The organism is Caulobacter sp. GW821-FHT12F03 (assembly GCF_058806855.1).
Genome location: NZ_JBXAQC010000006.1, coordinates 221,298 through 238,265 on the forward strand (window position 1 = coordinate 221,298; position 16,968 = coordinate 238,265).

The window sequence follows — 16,968 nt, forward strand, 5'->3', positions numbered from 1 at the left end:
TTCCTGACTGGGCGGAGCGGAGACCGGTCCTGCGACCGGCCGACGCTCTCGCGAGCGCCCAACCCCCGATACGCTGACAGAACGCGGGTCACGTCAACCGGTTGCGTGCGCGGAGCGGGGACATGCACTTCAGTGCGCGTCCCAGCAGCCTTGAAGCGGTTGGGGACACGGACCTGCCGTACAGGTCCCCGGTGTCAGAGCTGGTCCGTCCGCGTCGGCAGACCCAGCAGGATGCGGCCGGTCAGCTCGTACATCGCCGGCGCGACCATCGCGTGGTGGGTGATGACATTGGCGTCGCGGAAGCGGCGCTGCAGGTCGTTGTCGAGATAGACCGCCGATCCGCCCATCATGTCGTAGGCGACCTTGCTGACGTCGGCGGCGGTCTCGGCGGCGTGGGCGCAGGCCAGGCGCAGGCGGTTACGCGGCTCGGTCCCGGCCTCACCCGACTGAACAGCGGCCCAGAGGACGCCGATGGTCTCGAAATAGTGGGCCCGGGCGGCCGACAGTTTCGCCACGGCGCGGGCGTAGTCGGCCTGGACCACGTTGCGCTCGGCGGTCACGCGCTGCGATCCCGAGGCCTTGCGGGTCTGGGCGGCCGTTCCGGCGGCCAGCAGGGCGCCGCGCGCGTTGCCCAGCGCCACACCGGCCACGCCCATGGCCAGCAGCCCGAACACCGGGAAGCGGGCCAGCGGCGTGTCGACCGTCACCGGGTCGGCGTGCAGGGCGACGCTGCGCGCCTTCGGCACCCGCACATCCTTCAAGGCGAAGTCGAGACTGCCGGTGCCGCAAAGGCCGGCCGTGCGCCAGGTGTCGATCAGTTCGACCTGGTCGGCGGGGAAGATCATCATCCGGTGCAGCGGCTGGCCGTGATCGTCCTTGAGCGGACCATCAGGGCCCATCAGCACCGCGCCGCCGGCGATCCAGGCGGCGTTCTGCGAGCCGCTGCCCCACTGCCAGCGGCCGTTGACGATCCAGTGGTCGCCATCCTCGACCGCCCGGCCCATCGGCGCGAAAACCCCGGCCGAGATGACGCCGGGCTCGCCGAACACCTCGCGCGCCGCGCCGGCCGGCAGCCGGTTGGCCATGGCCCCCATGGTCGCGCCGATCATCACGCACCAGGCGGCCGAGGCGTCGGCCTGGGCCAGGGTCTCGAGGGCCAGGGCGATCTGCGCCGGCGGGGTGTCCTGACCGCCGAGGGCGGCGGGCAGCACCATGCGGAACAGGCCGGCGTCGGCGAATTTCCTCGCAAGATCGGCGGGCAGGCGCCGGACGCTTTCCATCTCGGGCGCGCGGCGATTGATCTCCTCGGCGAAGGACTGGGCGACGGCGACGGCGTTGAAACTCATGAGGGCAGTTTCCAGAGCGCGGCGAGGTTGTTTCGCTGCATGTTCGAGGAGCCGCCGACAATCGGCATGCCCAGCAGGTCGCGCACGTTACGCTCGATATCGTAGTCCGCCGACATCGCGTAGGCCCCCATCACCCGCTGGCAGGTCAGGGCGATCTCGACGCCGGCCTCGGCGATGAACAGCTTGGCCATGCTGGTCTCCGCCGCGCAGGGCTCGCCGGCGTCGGCCAGACGCGCGGCGTTCCACAGCATCAGGCGGCAGGCCTCCAGCTTGGTCTTCGCGTCGACCAGGGCGTGGCGCACCGCCTGGTGGCCGCCGATCGGCTTGCCGAACTGCACGCGATCGTGGGCGTAGCGCCAGGCCTCTTCCAGCGCCGCCTGGGCGATGCCGAAGGCGCAGGCGCTGATCTCCAGCTTCTCGATGTCGAGCGCCCGGCCGGCCAGCATCTTCCAGCCCTGGTTCCATTTCTCCGGCCCGCCGACGATCGCCGACAGCGGCAGCCGGACGTCATCGAAATGGACGTCGGACGAGAGGGTGTAGCGCAGGTTCACATGGTCGATCGGGGTGATGGTCACGCCGGGCGCGTTGGTCGGAATCAGCACGAAGCTGAGGCCATTGCGGGCGGGGGCGTCGGCGTCCGAGCGGACCAGGCAGTAGATGTAGTCGCTGAAGTCCGCGCCGGTGCACCAGCGCTTGGCCCCGGTGATGACGATCTCGTCGCCCTCGCGCCGGGCGCGGGTGGTGACCTGGGACAGGTCGCCGCCGACGTCGGGCTCGGACAGGCCGTAGGCGAAGAACAGCTCGCCCCGGGCCAGCTTCGGCAGCAGGGCGGCCTTCTGCTCGGGCGAGCCGTTCTCGACGATGTTCATGCCGCCGTAGAAGGCGCACTGGATGAACGGCCCGGCGAGGAACGATCCCGCCCGGCACAGCTCCTCGATGGCCGCGACGGCCGCGAGGATGTCCGGGCCCGTGCCGCCGTACGCATCGGGAATGGTCAGGCCGCAGAGGCCGATGTCCGCCAGCTGGCGGAACAGGTCGCGCGGGAAGGTGTGGCTGCGGTCCCATTCGCGGCGCTTCTCGCCCGGGGCTTTCTCCAGCACGAACCGCTGGAGGATCGCGCGCAGGGCGGTGACGTGTTCGGGTTCGGGGGGAAGGCTCATGCGCGGTGAGACCCTGCGTGGTTCGAGACGCGCTTCGCGCTCCTCACCATGACGAGCTTTTGTGTCGCCCATCCCTTCCGGTCATCCTGAGGAGCGAGCCTCAAGCGAGCGTCTCGAAGGACGCACGATGTCAGCCCCATCCCTATTCCCCCGTCAGGTTCATCGGCCGGCGCTCGCGGAAGGCGGCGACGGCCTCCTTGCGGTCGGCGGTCATGTTGGAGAGGGACTCGTAGGCCACGGCCGCGTCGCTGGTGGCGACCATGATCTGCTTGAGCGCGATGTTGGCCGTCATCTTGGTCCAGCGCACGGCCCAGCGCGGGTTGCCGAGGATCTTGCCGGCAATCTCGTCGACCTTTGCGTCGAGCTCCCGCGAGGGCACCGCGTAGTTGATCAGGCCCATGCGCGCGGCCTCGGGCGCCGACAGCAGGTCGCCGGTCATCAGCAGTTCCTTGGCGCGGGCGAAGCCGATCAGCTGCGGCCAGATGATCGCCCCGCCGTCGCCGGCGACCAGCCCGACCTTCACATGGGGATCGCCGATCTTGGCCGTCTCGTCGGCGATGATCACGTCGCACAGCAGGGCGATGGTCGCGCCAAGCCCCGCCGCCGCGCCGTTGAGCCGGGCGATGACCGGCTTTTCCAGGTCGAGCAGACCACTGACGATACGCTTGGCGTCATAGGCGATGGCGCGGAACTTCCGGGGGTCGCTGATCTGCTCGTCGAACCAGTCGAAGTCGCCGCCGGCGCAGAAGGCGCGGTTCTCGCCGGTCAGGATGATCAGGTCGCTGTCCTCGTCGTGCTGCAGGTCGACGAACAGCTCGGCCAGCTCGTCGTGCATGCGGGCGTCGACGGCGTTCACCGCGTTGCCGCTAAAGGCGCAGATCAGCATCCGGCCGTCGCGGCGGAAGGTGAAGCGCTGGTAGTCCTCGAACTTCATCAGGCGGGATCCCCGGAAACGCGCACCAGCCGGCGGCCGAAATTCTCGCCGCGGAACAGTCCGCAGAAGGCCTCCGCCGCCCGCTCCAGGCCGTCGAACTCCTCGATGGCGAACTTCAGCGAGCCGTCGGCGATCCAGTCGGCCATCTGGCTCTGGGCGGCGCCGAACTGGCGGATGTCGTCGAACACCACCAGCCCCTCCATCCGCACCCGGTGGGTGATGAAGACGTCGGTGTGTTTCAGGCCGTACCGTTGCTCGACCGGCACGTTGTAGTCGGCCACCTGGCCCGAGACGACGACCCGGCCGCGCAGCTTCATCAGCGGCAGCACCCGGTCGACCATTTCATTGCCGACGTTGTCGAACAGGATGTCGACGCCCTCCGGACAGGCCGCGCGGATGGCGGCGGTCAGGTCGGGCTCGGCCTTGTAGTCGATGACCGCGTCGAAGCCGGCCTCGTCCTTCAGCCAGGCGCACTTCCTGGTCCCGCCGGCGATGCCGACGACGCGCAGGCCGAGCTTCTTCGCCAATTGGCCGGCCGTGGCGCCGACCGGGCCGGCGGCGGAGGTGACCAGCAGGGTCTCGCCTTCTTTCGCCTGCCCCACGCGGTTGAGGCCGAACCAGGCCGTCAGGCCCGGCACGCCGAGGATGCCGATCCAGCAGCCGAGCGGCACGCGCCGGTCGGTGATCTTCTGGATGAAGCCCCGGCCGTCGGAGACGAAATGCTCGCGCCAGCCGCCGCCGGCCGCGATCAGGTCGCCGACGGCGAAGTTCGGATGCTTGCTCTCGATGACCTGCGCGACGCAGAAGCCGTCGATGCCCTCGCCGATCTTCATCGCCCCGGCGTAGCTGTCGCCGCCGGACAGGCGCGAGCGGGTGCCCGGATCGACCGAACTGAGAATCACGCGGGACAGGAACCGGCCGTCGGCCAGCTCGGGCAGTGGCAGCGCCTCCAGTCTGAAATCGTCCGGCGTCGGTGCGCCCTCGACGTGCCGCGCCAGCACCCAGCGGCGGGTTGTTCCTGTCATGCGTCCTCCCGCCGGGTGGCTCCCGGTCTGACGGTCAGATTACGCAGTTACATGGCGCGGGGGGAAGGCGTTCCGGCGGGGTCGCGACCGGCGGCCGCAATTCCGCCGCGCGGTTGAATCGACTATGCAGGATCCATGCGCAGCCTGAGCCTGATCGTCGCCCTGAGCCTCCTCCTCGCCGGGCCCGCGCTGGCGCAGGACGGCGCGCGGCCGGATGCGCGCCGGGACCGGGGCGAGACCCAGGACCGCCCGGATCTGCGCGACGCCGTGACCGCTCCGCTCGACGACCTGAACCTGAAGCACACGCGCATTCCCGACGTGCTGAAGCGCGCCGTCGCCGCGCCCTACGCGATGGACGGCCTGACCCGCTGCGAAGCCATCGCCGGCGAGGTCGGCCGGCTGGATGAGGCGCTGGGGCCGGACCTCGACGAGCCGCCGCCGCCCGACCGGCGGACAAGGACGCAGAAGCTCAAACAGGCGGCCGGCGATGCGGCGGTCGGCGCGGTCGGCGACAGGACACGAAGCCTGCTGCCGTTCCGCGGCTGGGTGCGCAAGCTCTCGGGGGCTGAACGGCGCGACAGGCGCGTGGCCGAGGCGATCAACGCCGGCAAGATTCGCCGCGGCTACCTCAAGGGCGCCGGCATGAACATGAACTGCGCTCCGCCCGCCGCGCCGAGCTGGTTCGTCCCGGAGAAGGACGCGAAGGGCGGCGGCCTGCTGGCCTGGCTGGCGGGACTCTGGGCCGCGATCACCGGCTGGATCCGCGGTCTGTTCGGCTGACGCCGGCCCGGATGAGAACGAATCACCAACCCGAAGGGGTAGCGGTGGAACATCGCCCGACCGCTACCTGTTGAGTTTTGTTCGGCGGGTGTTCCGCCTCCCAAGCCGTCCTCCCCCGCGAGGGGGAGGGGGACCATGCGAAGCATGGTGGAGAGGGAAGCACCGGTGGTGGATGGCCTTACGTCGCCGATCCGGACAATCCGGCAAGCAACGGCGCATCCCTCTCCACCAGCCTCCGGCTGGTCCCCCTCTCCCTCGCGGGAGAGGAAAGGTGTCACAACCCCAGCACGGCCTTGGCGATGATGTTGCGCTGGATCTCGTTGGAGCCGCCGAAGATCGAGGTCTTGCGCATGTTGAAGTAGGTCGGGGCGGCCTTGCCGGCGTAGTCGGGGCCGATCGGACCGATGTTGCCGCCCATGCCGCCGCGGTAGGGCGCGCCGTAGTGGGCGGCCGCCTCCAGCGTCAGCTCGGTCAGCCGCTGGCCCACCTCGGTGCCCTTGACCTTCAAGAGCGAGGCTTCCGGGCCGGGGCCCTTGCCCTTGCTTTCGGAGGCCAGGCTGCGCAGCTCGGTGTATTCCAGCGCGGCCAGGTCGACCTCCAGCTCGGCCACCTTGCGGCGGAAGTCGCTGTCGTTGATCAGCGGCTCGGCGTCATCGGCCAGCTCGACGGCGGCCAGTTCGCGCAGGCGCTCGATACCGCGCTTGGAGCGCGCGACGCCGGCGATGCCGGTGCGCTCGTGCCCGAGCAGGTACTTGGCCACCGTCCAGCCCTTGTTCTCCTCGCCGATCAGGTTGGCGACGGGCACGCGGACGTTGTCGAGGAACACGTCGTTGACCTCGTGGCCGCCCTCGATGGTGATGATCGGGCGCACGGTGATGCCCGGGCTCTTCATGTCGATCAGCAGGAAGGAGATGCCCTCCTGCTTCTTGGCGTCGGGATCGGTGCGGACGAGGAAGAAGCCCCAGTCGGCGAAGTGGCCCTGGGTGGTCCAGGTCTTCTGGCCGTTGACGATGTAGTGGTCGCCGTCGCGCACGGCGCGGGTCGAGAGGCCCGCGAGGTCGGAGCCGGCGCCGGGCTCGGAGTAGCCCTGGCACCACCAGATGTCGCCGTTCATGGTGCCGGGCAGGAACTTCTCTTTCTGCTCGGGCGTGGCGAAGGTGTAGAGCACCGGTCCGATCATTCCGAGACCGAAGCTGGTCTGGCTGGTCTGGGCCCGGGCGAGCTCCTCGCTGAAGATGTACTTGCGCACCGAATCCCAGCCCGTGCCGCCGTACTCGACCGGCCAGGACGGCGTCAGCCAGCCCTTTTTGTGCAGGGTGCGGTGCCAGGCCAGGATGTCTTCCTTGCCGAGGTGCTCGCCGGCTTCCTGCTTGCGGCGGGTCTCGGCCGGGTAGTTGGCTTCGATCCAGTCGCGGACTTCCTTCCGGAATTCGGCGTGCTCAGGCAGGAAATCGAGATCCATCGGTCATCTCCCCGTGTTGCGCGCTGGACTCTCGCGGTCCGGCTCGGCAGTTTGCGCTCAAACAAGCGTTTCAAAGTCAACGATAGGGGTGAGGCGTCATGGCCGCAATTAATTCCGTCACCGAACTGACCCAGGATGGCGATATCGCCATCGTCACGCTGAACTCGCCGCCGGTGAACGCCCTGTCGGCGAACGTCCGCGACGGGCTCTATGAGGGGTTCAAGGCCGCCATCGCCGACGACTCGGTGAAGGCCATCGTGCTGATCTGCGCGGGCCGCACCTTCATCGCCGGCGCTGACATCAGCGAGTTCGGCGGGGCCTCGAAGGGCGCCAGCCTGTTCGACGTCCAGAACATGATGGAAAACTCGCCCAAGGCGGTGATCGCGGCGATCCACGGCACGGCGCTCGGCGGCGGCCTGGAAGTGGCCCTGACCGCCCACTATCGCGTGGCCGTGCCCTCGGCCAAGTGCGGCCTGCCGGAAGTGAACCTCGGCCTGCTGCCGGGCGCCGGCGGCACCCAGCGCCTGCCGCGCATCGTCGGCGCCGAGAAGGCCCTGGAGATGATGACCAGCGGCGCGCACGTGCCGGCCAAGGAATGCCTGGCCATGGGTCTGGTCGACAGCCTGGCCGAGGAAGGCAAGCTGCTCGAGGGCGCCGTCGCCTTCGCCCGCAAGGTGCTCGACGAGAAGATGCCGCTGAAGAAGGTGCGCGACCGCGAGGTCGCGGGCGGCTCGCCGGAGGTGTTCGCCAACTTCCGCAAGGCCAACGCCCGCAAGTTCCGCGGCTTCATGGCGCCGGAAGCCAACATCAAGTGCGTCGAGGCCTCGCTGCTGCCCTTCGAGGAAGGCCTGAAGGTCGAACGGACCCTGTTCATGGAGCTGATGACGGGCCCGCAGTCGGCCGCGCAGCGCTATGTGTTCTTCGCCGAGCGCGCCGCCAACAAGATCCCCGACGTTCCGGACGACACCGAGATCCTGCCGGTCAAGAAGGTCGGCGTGATCGGCGCCGGCACCATGGGCGGCGGCATCGCCATGAACTTCCTCAACGCCGGCCTGCCGGTGACCATCGTCGAGATGAAGCAGGAGGCCCTCGACCGCGGCCTCGGCGTCATCCGCAAGAACTACGAGAACACCGCCGCCAAGGGTCGCCTGACCCTTGAGGCCGTCGAGACCCGCATGGGCCTGCTGACCGGCTCGCTGGACATGGCCGCCCTGGCCGACTGCGACCTGATCATCGAGGCCGTGTTCGAGAACATGGACATCAAGAAGGATGTCTTCGGCAAGCTCGACAAGATCGCCAAGCCCGGCGCGATCCTCGCCACCAACACCTCGTTCCTGAACGTCGACGAGATCGCCGCGGTCACCAGCCGCCCCGAAAGCGTCATCGGCCTGCACTTCTTCTCGCCGGCCAACGTCATGCGCCTGCTGGAGATCGTCCGCGGCGACAAGACCTCCAAGCCGGTCATCGCCACCTCGATGAAGCTGGCCAAGACCATCGGCAAGGTCGCGGTGCTGGTCGGCGTCTGCAACGGCTTCGTCGGCAACCGCATGCTGGCCATGCGCCAGCGTCAGGCCCAGCAGCTGGTCGCCGAGGGCGCCATGCCCTGGGATGTGGACCGCGTGCTGTACGACTTCGGCTTCCCGATGGGTCCGTTCGCCATGAGCGACCTGGCCGGCCTGGATATCGGCTGGAACAAGGAGACGTCGAAGGGCGAGACGATCCGCGACGTGCTCTGCGAGATGGACCGCCGCGGCCAGAAGACCGGCGCCGGCTACTATGACTACGACGAGAAGCGCAACGCCAAGCCGTCGGCCGTCACCGAGCAGATCATCCGCGACTTCGCCGCCAGGTCGGGCGTCAACGCCCGGGATATCGACGACGCCGAGATCCTCGAGCGGACCATCCTGCCGATGATCAACGAGGGCGCGAAGATCCTCGAAGAGGGCAAGGCCATCCGCGCTTCGGACGTCGATACCGTGTGGGTCAACGGCTACGGCTGGCCCGTCTATCGCGGCGGCCCGATGCACTACGCCGACAGCCTCGGCCTGGCCAAGGTCGTCGAGCGCCTCAAGGCCTACGAAGCGCAGCACGGCGACTTCTTCAAGCCGTCGGCCCTGCTCGAGAAGCTGGCCGCCGAAGGCAAGGGCTTCAAGGACCTGAAGTGAGGGAATAGGGGATAGGGGCTAGGGGTTAGAGGTGCGCTGCATCTCCGCCCCGGCCCCTTTTTCTGTTTCTAGTCCCTAGCCCCTAATCCCTAGCCCCTGGATCGCCAGCGATGACTACCCTCGCCCAGATGATCACCGCCGACTTCGGCACGGTTCCGGACATTCTCCGCCTCAACGCCGCGGCGCATCCGGACAAGGCCGCGCTGATCCAGGACGACCGGTCGATGACCTGGGGCGAGCTGGACGTGATGATGGATCGCGTCGCGGCCGGGCTGCAGCGGGACGGCGTGCGGAAGGGCCAGGCCCTGTCGGTCTGCGCCACGACCTCGATCGAGTACGCGGCCCTCTACCTCGGCGGCCTGCGGGCCGGCGCGGCGGTGGCGCCGATCGCCCCCTCATCCACGCCCGAGCAGATCGTGGCGATGGTCAACGACTCCGGGGCCAGCCTGTTCTTCCTCGACAAGGGCGTCGCCGCCGAAATGGGCGCGGCGCTGGCCCAGGTGAAGACGAAGCAGGTGGCGCTGGACGGCTCCGACGTCGGCCAGGCCTTCGCCGACTGGCTGCCGCCGGCGGGCGCGAAGCCCGCGCCGGTGACGCTGGAGAAGAAGGACCCGTTCAACATCATCTATTCGTCGGGCACGACGGGCACGCCCAAGGGCATCGTCCAGAGCCACGGCATGCGCTGGCGCCACCTGGCCCCGCGCGAGGACGGCGTCGGCTTCGGCCCGGACGCCGTCGCGTTCATCTCCACGCCGCTTTATTCCAACACCACCCTGGTGCATTTCTTCCCGGCGCTGGCGGGCGGCGGCACGGTGGTCATGCTGGCCAAGTTCGACGTGGTGAAATGGCTGACGGCCGCCCAGAAACACCGCGTGACCCACGCCATGCTGGTGCCGGTGCAGTACCGCCGGCTGCTGGAGCATCCCGACTTCGACAGCTACGACCTGTCGAGCTTCGTGATGAAGTTCGCCACCAGCGCGCCCTTCTCCGCCGAGCTGAAGAAGCAGGCGCTGGAGCGCTGGCCGGGCGGGCTGATCGAATACTACGGCATGACCGAGGGCGGCGGCGGCTTCATGCTGCAGGCCCATCTCTATCCGGACAAGCTGCACACCGTCGGCCAGGTCAGCCCCGGCGCGATCATCAAGATGATCGACGAGGAGGGCAACGAGGTCGGCCCCAACGAGGTCGGCGAGATCGTCGGCCGCTCGCCCGCGACCATGAGCGGCTACCACAACCAGCCGGGCAAGACGGCCGAGGCCCAGTGGACCGACCCGAAGACCGGCGAGGTCTACATCCGCACCGGCGACGTCGGCCGGCTCGACGAGGACGGCTTCCTGACGCTGATGGACCGGCGCAAGGACATGATCATCTCGGGCGGCTTCAACGTCTATCCGAGCGATCTGGAGTCGGTGATCGTGCAGCATCCGGCCGTGGCCGAGGCCGCCGTGATCGCCGCGCCGTCGGACGCCTGGGGCGAGACGCCGGTGGCCTTCGTCGCGCTCAAGGCCGGCGCGACCGCCACGGCCGACGAGATCAAGACCTTCACCAACGCCAAGGTCGGCAAGACCCAGCGGGTCTCGGACCTGGTGCTGATCGACGTCCTGCCGCGCAGCCACATCGGCAAGGTCCTCAAGCGCGAACTGCGCGACGCCTACGTGGCGGGGAAATAGCCCCTCCCTCTCCGCTCATCCCGGCGAAGGCCGGGACCCAGGCTTTTTCAAGCTTCGGCCTTCGTTCAGGCAAGGCATCGCTTTGCCCGACAGGCGAGCGGACGTTTCAAAAACACCTGGGTCCCGGCCTTCGCCGGGATGAGCGGAATGGTGTAGGTGGCCAACCGTTGGTCCCTGAATCCCCGTTCGCGCGTTCCTTCCCGGTGAGTTCGGGCGCAGGGTGGCGGGATGAGGGTGATTTTCTGGGCGGTGGTGGTCTGGGCGGTGGCGATGCTGGGCGTGGCCTGGTTCGCGCCGAGACCTTCGGGCGCGCATCTGACCAGCGCGGTCACATCTGTCTCGTCCTCCCCAGACGCCCTGCCGGTCAGCGACAGTCGGGCCTGGGGCGACCCACCGCCCGAGGCCTGTAACGACGCCCCGGCGTTCGAGGCCGCTGCCGCGCGCAACGCCGCCGACCTCGACGGCCTGGCCTGGACGCCCTACGGCCCGCCGGAGACCGGCTGGCGCATCTACGCCCCGCGCATCGCCGTCGAGATCGCCTCGACCTGCGCCTTCGACAGTCCCGGCTTCGCCAACGCCCTGGCCGGCTGGCAGCGGGCGCATGGCCGGTCGCCGACCGGAGTGCTCGATCCAGAGACGTTCAACATCATGAAGGTGCGCTGGCACCTGCAACGGCCGTTCGTGGTGCTGAGCCGCAACGGCGGCTGTCCGCCTGCCCCGCCGATCGAGGCGCTGACACCCCTCCGGCCGGAGGAGGCCTATGGCGACCGGCCGATGCAGGCGCGCGCCGACGCCCTGGCCGCCTTCCGTCATATGGTCGCCGACGCCCGCGCCGCCGATCCGGCGATCGCCCGCGACCGGCAGGCGCTGCGGATCTTCTCGGCCTATCGCAGCCCGATCGAGAACGACGTCACCTGCCTGCTGAACGGCGGCTGCGACAACGTCGGCCGGGCGCCCTGCTCGGCCCACCGGACGGGGCTGGCGTTCGACATCGTCGTCGGCGCGGGCCCCGGCGGGCGGGTCGACTCGACCGACAACGCCAACCGCCTGGCCCAGTCGCAGACGCCCGCCTATCGCTGGCTGGTGCGCAACGCCGGACGCTACGGTTTCGTCAATTACGTCTACGAGCCGTGGCACTGGGAATGGTCGCCGCCGGAACAGCGGGGCGCGACGCGCGCTTAAGGTCTCCCGACAGGAGATGTCCCGTGATCCGCGTTCCGCTTTCCGCCGCCCTGCTGCTGTCCCTCGCCGCCTGCGGCGACGGGGCCGATCCCAAGCCGGGCCATGACGTGCCCGCCGCCGCGATCGTCACCCCGCCGGCCCTGAGCCGGGCGACCATCGACAGCGCCGTGTTCACGCCGGCCCCCGCCGTGGCCGGAACAACGCCGGCGCCGGCGTCGACGGCGGCCGATCCGGTGGTGATGCGCGCCCAGGTGCTGCTCGACCGCGCCGACTTCTCGCCCGGCGTGATCGACGGCCTGTCCGGCGAGAACGTGCGGCAGGCGATCGCCGCCTTTGAGACGGCCCAGGGCCTGCCGGCCGACGGCCTGCTGGACCAGGAGGTGTTCGCCCGGCTGACCGCGGCCGACGCCGCCCCGGCCCTGACCGACTATGTCATCACCGCCGAAGACGTGGCCGGGCCCTTCGTGCCGGACATGCCCGCCGACCTCGAGGCGCGCAGCAAGCTGGCCAGGCTGGCCTATTCCGGCCCGGCCGAACTGCTGTCGGAGAAATTCCACACCACGCCGGCGGTGCTGCAGGCGCTGAACCCGGGCGCCGACCTGACGAAGGCCGGGACCACCATCGCCGTGCCGGCGGTGCGGGTCCAGGCGCTGGCCGCGCCGGTGACGCGCATCGTCGTCGACAAGACCGAGCGGGCCGTGAAGGCCTACGCCGCCGACGGCCGGCTGCTGGCCTTCTACCCGGCCAGTATCGGCAGCGAGGATCGCCCGGCGCCGAGCGGGACCATGACCGTCCGCGCCGTCGCGCCGAACCCGACCTACACCTTCGACCCCAAGCGGCTGACCTTCGGGACGTCGAAAAAGAAGGTGACCATCCCGGCCGGGCCCAACAGTCCCGTGGGCCTCGTGTGGATCGACCTTTCGAAGGACACCTTCGGCATCCACGGGTCTGACGAGCCCAAGGACATCGGCAAGACCTTCAGCCACGGCTGCGTGCGCCTGACCAACTGGGACGCGCAGCAACTGGCGGCGGCGGTCAAGCCGGGGGTGGTCGTCGAGTTCGCCGGCTGACGCCGTTCCCCGTTTTGCGCCCCCGCGACACTGGCCCTGACGGCCGGGACGGGTCACAGTCGCGAAAACGAATGTGACGGGGAGAACGACCATGAGCGACGGATCCGTGGATCTGAAGCAGACCGCCGCCGAGCATGCCTGGAGCATGCCGCTGTCGGAGATCAAGGTCGCCGACCCGCTGCTGTTCCAGAGCGATACGATGTGGCCGTACTTCGAGCGGCTGCGGAAGGAAGCGCCGGTCCACTACCAGGCCGAACACGAGTTCGGACCCTACTGGTCGGTGACGAAGTACAACGACATCATGGCCGTCGACACCAACCACCAGGTGTTCTCGTCCGAGGGCGGCATCACCCTGGCCGAGGGGTCGGACGACTTCCGCCTGCCGATGTTCATCGCCATGGACCCGCCCAAGCACGACGTGCAGCGCAAGACGGTCAGCCCGGTCGTCTCGCCGGGCAACCTGCAGTACCTCGAGCCGATCATCCGCGAGCGGGCGGCCAAGATCCTCGACGAGCTTCCCGTCGGCGAGGAGATCGACTGGGTCGACAAGGTCTCGATCGAGCTGACGACCATGACCCTGGCCACGCTGTTCGACTTCCCGTGGGAGGACCGGCGCAAGCTGACCTACTGGTCCGACACGGCCACGGCGAGCAAGTTCAGCCCGTTCTACAAGGGCGAGGACCATCGCCGCGCGACCCTGTTCGAATGCGTCGAGTACTTCACCCGCCTGTGGAACGAGCGGGTCAACGCCCCGCCGAAGAACGACCTGATCTCGATGCTGGCGCACGGGGAATCCACGCGGAACATGGACCGCATGGAGTACCTGGGGAACCTGCTGCTGCTGATCGTCGGCGGCAACGACACGACCCGCAACACCATGACCGGCAGCGTGCTGGCCCTGAACCAGAACCGCGACCAGTACGCCAAGCTGCGCGCCAATCCGGACCTGATCCCGTCGATGGTCTCGGAGACCATTCGCTGGCAGACGCCGCTGGCCTACATGCGCCGTCGCGCGCTGCAGGACGTGGAGCTGAACGGCCAGAAGATCAAAAAGGGCGACAAGGTCCTGATGTGGTACGTCTCGGGCAACCGCGATGACGAGGTCATCGAGAACCCCAACGCCTACATCATCGACCGGGCCCGGCCGCGCCAGCACCTGTCGTTCGGCTTCGGTATCCACCGCTGCGTCGGCAACCGGCTGGCGGAGCTGCAGCTGCGGATCATCTGGGAAGAGATCCTCAAGCGCTTCCCCGACATCCAGGTGACCGGCGAGCCGACGCGCGTGGCCTCGTCGTTCGTGAAGGGCTACGAGCACCTGCCGGTGGTCATCCCGGCCCGGGTGTAGCCGGGCGCGCACCCCAGATCCTCCCCCACCGGGGGAGGGGGATCGGCGAAGCCGAGACGGAGGGGGAGCATCCTGTGCAAGGCGCGCGGGTCAGACCAGCGTCGCGTCCAGGGTGATCTCGGCCTTCAGCAGCCTGGACACCGGGCAGTTTTTCTCGGCGACGCTGGCCAGTTCGTCGAACTTCGCCTGATCGAGGCCCGGCACCTTCGCCGTCAGGGTCAGCGCCGACTTCGTGATGGTGAAGCCGCCGTCCTGCGAGTCCAGCGACACGGCCGCCTCGGTGGTCAGGCTCTCGGGCGTGAAGCCGGCCGTCTGCAGCTGGAAAGCCAGGGCCATGGTGAAGCAGCCGGCGTGGGCGGCGGCGATCAGTTCCTCCGGATTGGTCCCGGGCTGGTTCTCGAAGCGGGTCTTGAAGCCGTAGGGCGCGGCGGACAGAACGCCGGAGCCTGTGGTCAGGTCGCCGGAGCCGTCGCGGCCCGTGCCCTGCCAGTGTGCGGTCGCCTTGCGGATCATGGACTGTCTCCCGTTTCGAGGTTCGGGGTTGAAGCGTCCGGCGCGGCGATGGGTTGCCGCCGCGGCGGCGCCGGATTTGACGCGACATCGTTACACGGGTAACGAGTGCGCACCGGATGGGCATGGGGCCCGTCGAATCGCGAGCAGGCAACCATGCAGTCGTCCAAATGCATGACCCTTCGACCGGCCCACTCCACGCCCGAGGGCGTGGGTTGCACCGCGTCTGCTCGCGAGGATTACGCCGCCTAGATCACACCACGATCCAGCGCCCCGTCCCTCCCGAGCCCGACCGCTCTGGGGGGATTTTTTATATCCGTCATCCAGCATCGATCGGGTTCGGGCTTATCTCTGAAAGTCTCCGACCGTGACCGACATGACCGCACAATCGCCCGCCCTGCGAAGAACGCCGTGGCTCATCGAAGCCCGCGCGCTGCTGCTGCTGGCCGCCCCGATGGCCGGCTCGCAGCTGGCGCAGATGGCCATCATGACCACCGACGTCGTGCTGCTGGGCCGGCTGAGCCGCGAGGCCCTGGCCGCCGCGGCGATCGGCAACACCGTGTTCTATTTCGCCTGGCTGATCGGCAGCGGCCCGGGCATGGCCGTTTCGCCGGTGGTCGCCCAGATCCTCGGCGCCAGCCCGCGCGACCGCCGGCACGTGCGCGCCACCGTGCGCATGGGGCTGTGGGTGACCATGCTGGCGGCCCTGCCGCTGATGCTGGTGATGCTCAACGCCCGCTGGATCCTGTCGCACCTGGGCCAGGATCCGCAGCTGGCGCGCGACGCCGGGGTGTTCGTCTCGATGCTGGCCATCGGCCTGCCGTTCGCGCTGGGCTACCAGGCGCTGCGCAGCTTCACCGCGGCGCTCGGCCGGCCGGCGGCGGCCCTGTGGGTCATGCTGGCGGCGATCGTCGTCAACGGCCTGCTCGGCTGGGGCCTGATCTTCGGCCACTTCGGCCTGCCGAAGCTCGGCCTGCTCGGCTCGGGCCTGGCGACCGCGATCTCGGCCATCTTCGAGTTCTCGGCGATGGTCGTGGTCATCTGGCTGACGCCCGCCCTGCGCGCCTACCGCATCTTTCGCCGCGCGCACCGGCCCGTGCCCGTGCGGGTCAAGGAGCTGATCCGGCTGGGCATGCCGATCAGCATGACGATGATCTTCGAGGCCATGCTGTTCAACACCATGACCCTGGTCATGGGCACGTTCGGCGCGGTCGCCGTGGCGGCGCACCAGATCGCGCTGAACTTCGCCTCGATCACCTTCATGGTGCCCCTGGGCATCGGGATGGCCTCGACCGTGCGGGTCGGGCTGGCCGCCGGTCGCGACGACATGGCAGGCGCGCGCCGGGCCGGCGTCACGGCCATGGCGCTGGCGGTCGGCTTCATCGGGGTCGTGGCCGTGGCCATGCTGCTGTTCGGCCCGCAGATCGCGGGCCTGTACCTTGGCAGCGGCCGGGCGGGCGACGACCAGGTGGTGATCCTGGCCACCCAGTTCCTGATGGTCGCCGCGGCGTTCCAGGTGTTCGACGCCCTCCAGGTCGTCGGCGCCCAGGCGCTGCGCGGGCTGAAGGACGCCCGCATGCCGATGATCCTCGCCGGGGTCAGCTACTGGCTGGTCGGGGCCCCGGTCTGCATCATCCTCGGCGTGGTGCTGAAGATGCAGGGCCTGGGCATCTGGATCGGCCTGGCGGTGGGTCTGGCTGTCGCCGCGGTGGCGATGGTCGGCCGGTTCGCGCGGATCACGCGGACGTAGGGGACATGTACCGCCTTCGGTACGTGTCCCCCAAACGAGCTGCTGGATTAGGGGACACGTACCTGCGGTACATGTCCCCGTCTCGCGTCAGAACGGCAGCGGCCGCAGGTCCGGGTCGACCCAAGCCCGCCGCGCCTCGACCGAAAACAGCCGCTCGCGGGTCCACCAGGTCAGCAGCCAGCCGGGCCGACCGAGGTCCGTCGCCATCAGGCGATTGCAGGCCTCGAACAGCGGCGTTTCCTCCGGCAGGCTCGCCAGGAACGCCCGCGTCGCCCGCAGGGAGGCCTGGGTGATGGTCTCGTGATAGCCCTCGGCGTCGGAGTTCACTCCGCCGGTGGCGACGTTGTAGGCGCGGATCAGACCGGGCATGTCGCGCTCCGGATCGAGCGTCGACTGGCCGGCGATCAGCCAGACGGCGGCGGCGAAATGCGCCGCGTGGGTCCAGGCCGGCTTGGGCAGGGTGCGGGCGACGAGGCCCTCGCCGATGGCGATGATCTCGGCGTCAGACGTGAAGGGGGTGGTCATCAGCGGCTCCTGTCATGGAAGCCGGCGCCCCGGAACGACAAACC

At 69.1% G+C, this 16,968-nt stretch carries 14 protein-coding genes; 7 read left to right on the top strand and 7 right to left on the bottom strand.

The genetic code is table 11. The annotated features are described in order from the left end of the window. Nucleotides 1–194 precede the first annotated feature (194 nt). The 4 genes from AC1RN0_RS15035 to AC1RN0_RS15050 all read right to left on the bottom strand — a co-directional run bounded on the left by AC1RN0_RS15035 (nt 195) and on the right by AC1RN0_RS15050 (nt 4,465). Nucleotides 195–1,346, bottom strand: coding sequence for an acyl-CoA dehydrogenase family protein (locus AC1RN0_RS15035; RefSeq protein WP_492788266.1), 1,152 nt, complete (start codon nt 1,344–1,346; stop codon nt 195–197). Continuing rightward, the gene (locus tag AC1RN0_RS15040) at nt 1,343–2,506 is read right to left on the bottom strand and encodes an acyl-CoA dehydrogenase family protein (RefSeq protein WP_492788267.1); all 1,164 of its coding nucleotides are present in this window, start codon (nt 2,504–2,506) and stop codon (nt 1,343–1,345) included. The genes AC1RN0_RS15035 and AC1RN0_RS15040 overlap by 4 nt, the downstream gene beginning before the upstream one ends. Before the next feature lie 142 nt (nt 2,507–2,648). After that, on the bottom strand, nt 2,649–3,440 hold the full coding sequence (locus AC1RN0_RS15045) for an enoyl-CoA hydratase/isomerase family protein (protein ID WP_492788268.1): 792 nt from the start codon (nt 3,438–3,440) through the stop codon (nt 2,649–2,651). Continuing rightward, complete coding sequence (locus tag AC1RN0_RS15050; RefSeq protein WP_492788269.1) at nt 3,440–4,465, bottom strand: NADP-dependent oxidoreductase; 1,026 nt, start codon at nt 4,463–4,465, stop codon at nt 3,440–3,442. Before AC1RN0_RS15050 ends, AC1RN0_RS15045 begins: the two co-directional genes overlap by 1 nt. A gap of 135 nt (nt 4,466–4,600) precedes the next feature. Here AC1RN0_RS15050 and AC1RN0_RS15055 point away from each other — a divergent pair, with 135 nt between their 5' ends. Then, nucleotides 4,601–5,245, top strand: a complete 645-nt coding sequence (locus AC1RN0_RS15055; RefSeq protein ID WP_492788270.1) for a hypothetical protein — start codon at nt 4,601–4,603, stop codon at nt 5,243–5,245. A 274-nt stretch (nt 5,246–5,519) separates the two neighbouring features. On the opposite strand, the gene AC1RN0_RS15060 is transcribed toward AC1RN0_RS15055, so the two are convergent. After that, entirely contained in the window at nt 5,520–6,707 is a 1,188-nt protein-coding gene (locus tag AC1RN0_RS15060) for an acyl-CoA dehydrogenase family protein (RefSeq protein WP_492788271.1), read from the bottom strand. A 98-nt stretch (nt 6,708–6,805) separates the two neighbouring features. On the opposite strand from AC1RN0_RS15060, the gene AC1RN0_RS15065 reads away from it, so the two are divergent. From AC1RN0_RS15065 to AC1RN0_RS15085, 5 genes are all read left to right on the top strand, one after another. Continuing rightward, nucleotides 6,806–8,872 carry a 3-hydroxyacyl-CoA dehydrogenase NAD-binding domain-containing protein gene (locus tag AC1RN0_RS15065; RefSeq protein WP_492788272.1) on the top strand — a complete coding sequence of 689 codons (2,067 nt, stop codon included), beginning with the start codon at nt 6,806–6,808 and terminating at the stop codon, nt 8,870–8,872. A gap of 110 nt (nt 8,873–8,982) precedes the next feature. Continuing rightward, nucleotides 8,983–10,542 carry a class I adenylate-forming enzyme family protein gene (locus AC1RN0_RS15070; protein ID WP_492788273.1) on the top strand — a complete coding sequence of 520 codons (1,560 nt, stop codon included), beginning with the start codon at nt 8,983–8,985 and terminating at the stop codon, nt 10,540–10,542. A 228-nt stretch (nt 10,543–10,770) separates the two neighbouring features. After that, nucleotides 10,771–11,724 carry a D-alanyl-D-alanine carboxypeptidase family protein gene (locus AC1RN0_RS15075; protein ID WP_492788274.1) on the top strand — a complete coding sequence of 318 codons (954 nt, stop codon included), beginning with the start codon at nt 10,771–10,773 and terminating at the stop codon, nt 11,722–11,724. Nucleotides 11,725–11,747: 23 nt separating this feature from the next. Next, complete coding sequence (locus AC1RN0_RS15080; protein ID WP_492788275.1) at nt 11,748–12,794, top strand: L,D-transpeptidase family protein; 1,047 nt, start codon at nt 11,748–11,750, stop codon at nt 12,792–12,794. Nucleotides 12,795–12,885: 91 nt separating this feature from the next. Continuing rightward, nucleotides 12,886–14,139 (top strand): cytochrome P450, encoded by a 1,254-nt coding sequence (locus tag AC1RN0_RS15085; RefSeq protein ID WP_492788276.1) that lies wholly within the window; start codon nt 12,886–12,888, stop codon nt 14,137–14,139. Nucleotides 14,140–14,229: 90 nt separating this feature from the next. Here AC1RN0_RS15085 and AC1RN0_RS15090 read toward each other — a convergent pair whose 3' ends face one another. Then, on the bottom strand, nt 14,230–14,652 hold the full coding sequence (locus AC1RN0_RS15090; RefSeq protein ID WP_492788277.1) for an OsmC family protein: 423 nt from the start codon (nt 14,650–14,652) through the stop codon (nt 14,230–14,232). Between the two features lie 373 nt (nt 14,653–15,025). Here AC1RN0_RS15090 and AC1RN0_RS15095 point away from each other — a divergent pair, with 373 nt between their 5' ends. After that, nucleotides 15,026–16,399, top strand: coding sequence for an MATE family efflux transporter (locus AC1RN0_RS15095; RefSeq protein ID WP_492788313.1), 1,374 nt, complete (start codon nt 15,026–15,028; stop codon nt 16,397–16,399). 87 nt (nt 16,400–16,486) lie between these two features. Here AC1RN0_RS15095 and AC1RN0_RS15100 read toward each other — a convergent pair whose 3' ends face one another. Beyond that, nucleotides 16,487–16,924, bottom strand: coding sequence for a hypothetical protein (locus AC1RN0_RS15100; RefSeq protein WP_492788278.1), 438 nt, complete (start codon nt 16,922–16,924; stop codon nt 16,487–16,489). Between the last annotated feature and the right edge of the window lie 44 nt (nt 16,925–16,968).

Excerpts from the sequence above, each read along its gene's own strand:
- AC1RN0_RS15035 (WP_492788266.1), bottom strand. The coding sequence starts at position 1,346 with ATGAGTTTCAACGCCGTCGCCGTCGCCCAGTCCTTCGCCGAGGAGATC.
- AC1RN0_RS15040 (WP_492788267.1), bottom strand. The coding sequence starts at position 2,506 with ATGAGCCTTCCCCCCGAACCCGAACACGTCACCGCCCTGCGCGCGATC.
- AC1RN0_RS15045 (WP_492788268.1), bottom strand. The coding sequence starts at position 3,440 with ATGAAGTTCGAGGACTACCAGCGCTTCACCTTCCGCCGCGACGGCCGG.
- AC1RN0_RS15050 (WP_492788269.1), bottom strand. The coding sequence starts at position 4,465 with ATGACAGGAACAACCCGCCGCTGGGTGCTGGCGCGGCACGTCGAGGGC.
- AC1RN0_RS15055 (WP_492788270.1), top strand. The coding sequence starts at position 4,601 with ATGCGCAGCCTGAGCCTGATCGTCGCCCTGAGCCTCCTCCTCGCCGGG.
- AC1RN0_RS15060 (WP_492788271.1), bottom strand. The coding sequence starts at position 6,707 with ATGGATCTCGATTTCCTGCCTGAGCACGCCGAATTCCGGAAGGAAGTC.
- AC1RN0_RS15065 (WP_492788272.1), top strand. The coding sequence starts at position 6,806 with ATGGCCGCAATTAATTCCGTCACCGAACTGACCCAGGATGGCGATATC.
- AC1RN0_RS15070 (WP_492788273.1), top strand. The coding sequence starts at position 8,983 with ATGACTACCCTCGCCCAGATGATCACCGCCGACTTCGGCACGGTTCCG.
- AC1RN0_RS15075 (WP_492788274.1), top strand. The coding sequence starts at position 10,771 with ATGAGGGTGATTTTCTGGGCGGTGGTGGTCTGGGCGGTGGCGATGCTG.
- AC1RN0_RS15085 (WP_492788276.1), top strand. The coding sequence starts at position 12,886 with ATGAGCGACGGATCCGTGGATCTGAAGCAGACCGCCGCCGAGCATGCC.
- AC1RN0_RS15090 (WP_492788277.1), bottom strand. The coding sequence starts at position 14,652 with ATGATCCGCAAGGCGACCGCACACTGGCAGGGCACGGGCCGCGACGGC.
- AC1RN0_RS15095 (WP_492788313.1), top strand. The coding sequence starts at position 15,026 with ATGACCGCACAATCGCCCGCCCTGCGAAGAACGCCGTGGCTCATCGAA.
- AC1RN0_RS15100 (WP_492788278.1), bottom strand. The coding sequence starts at position 16,924 with ATGACCACCCCCTTCACGTCTGACGCCGAGATCATCGCCATCGGCGAG.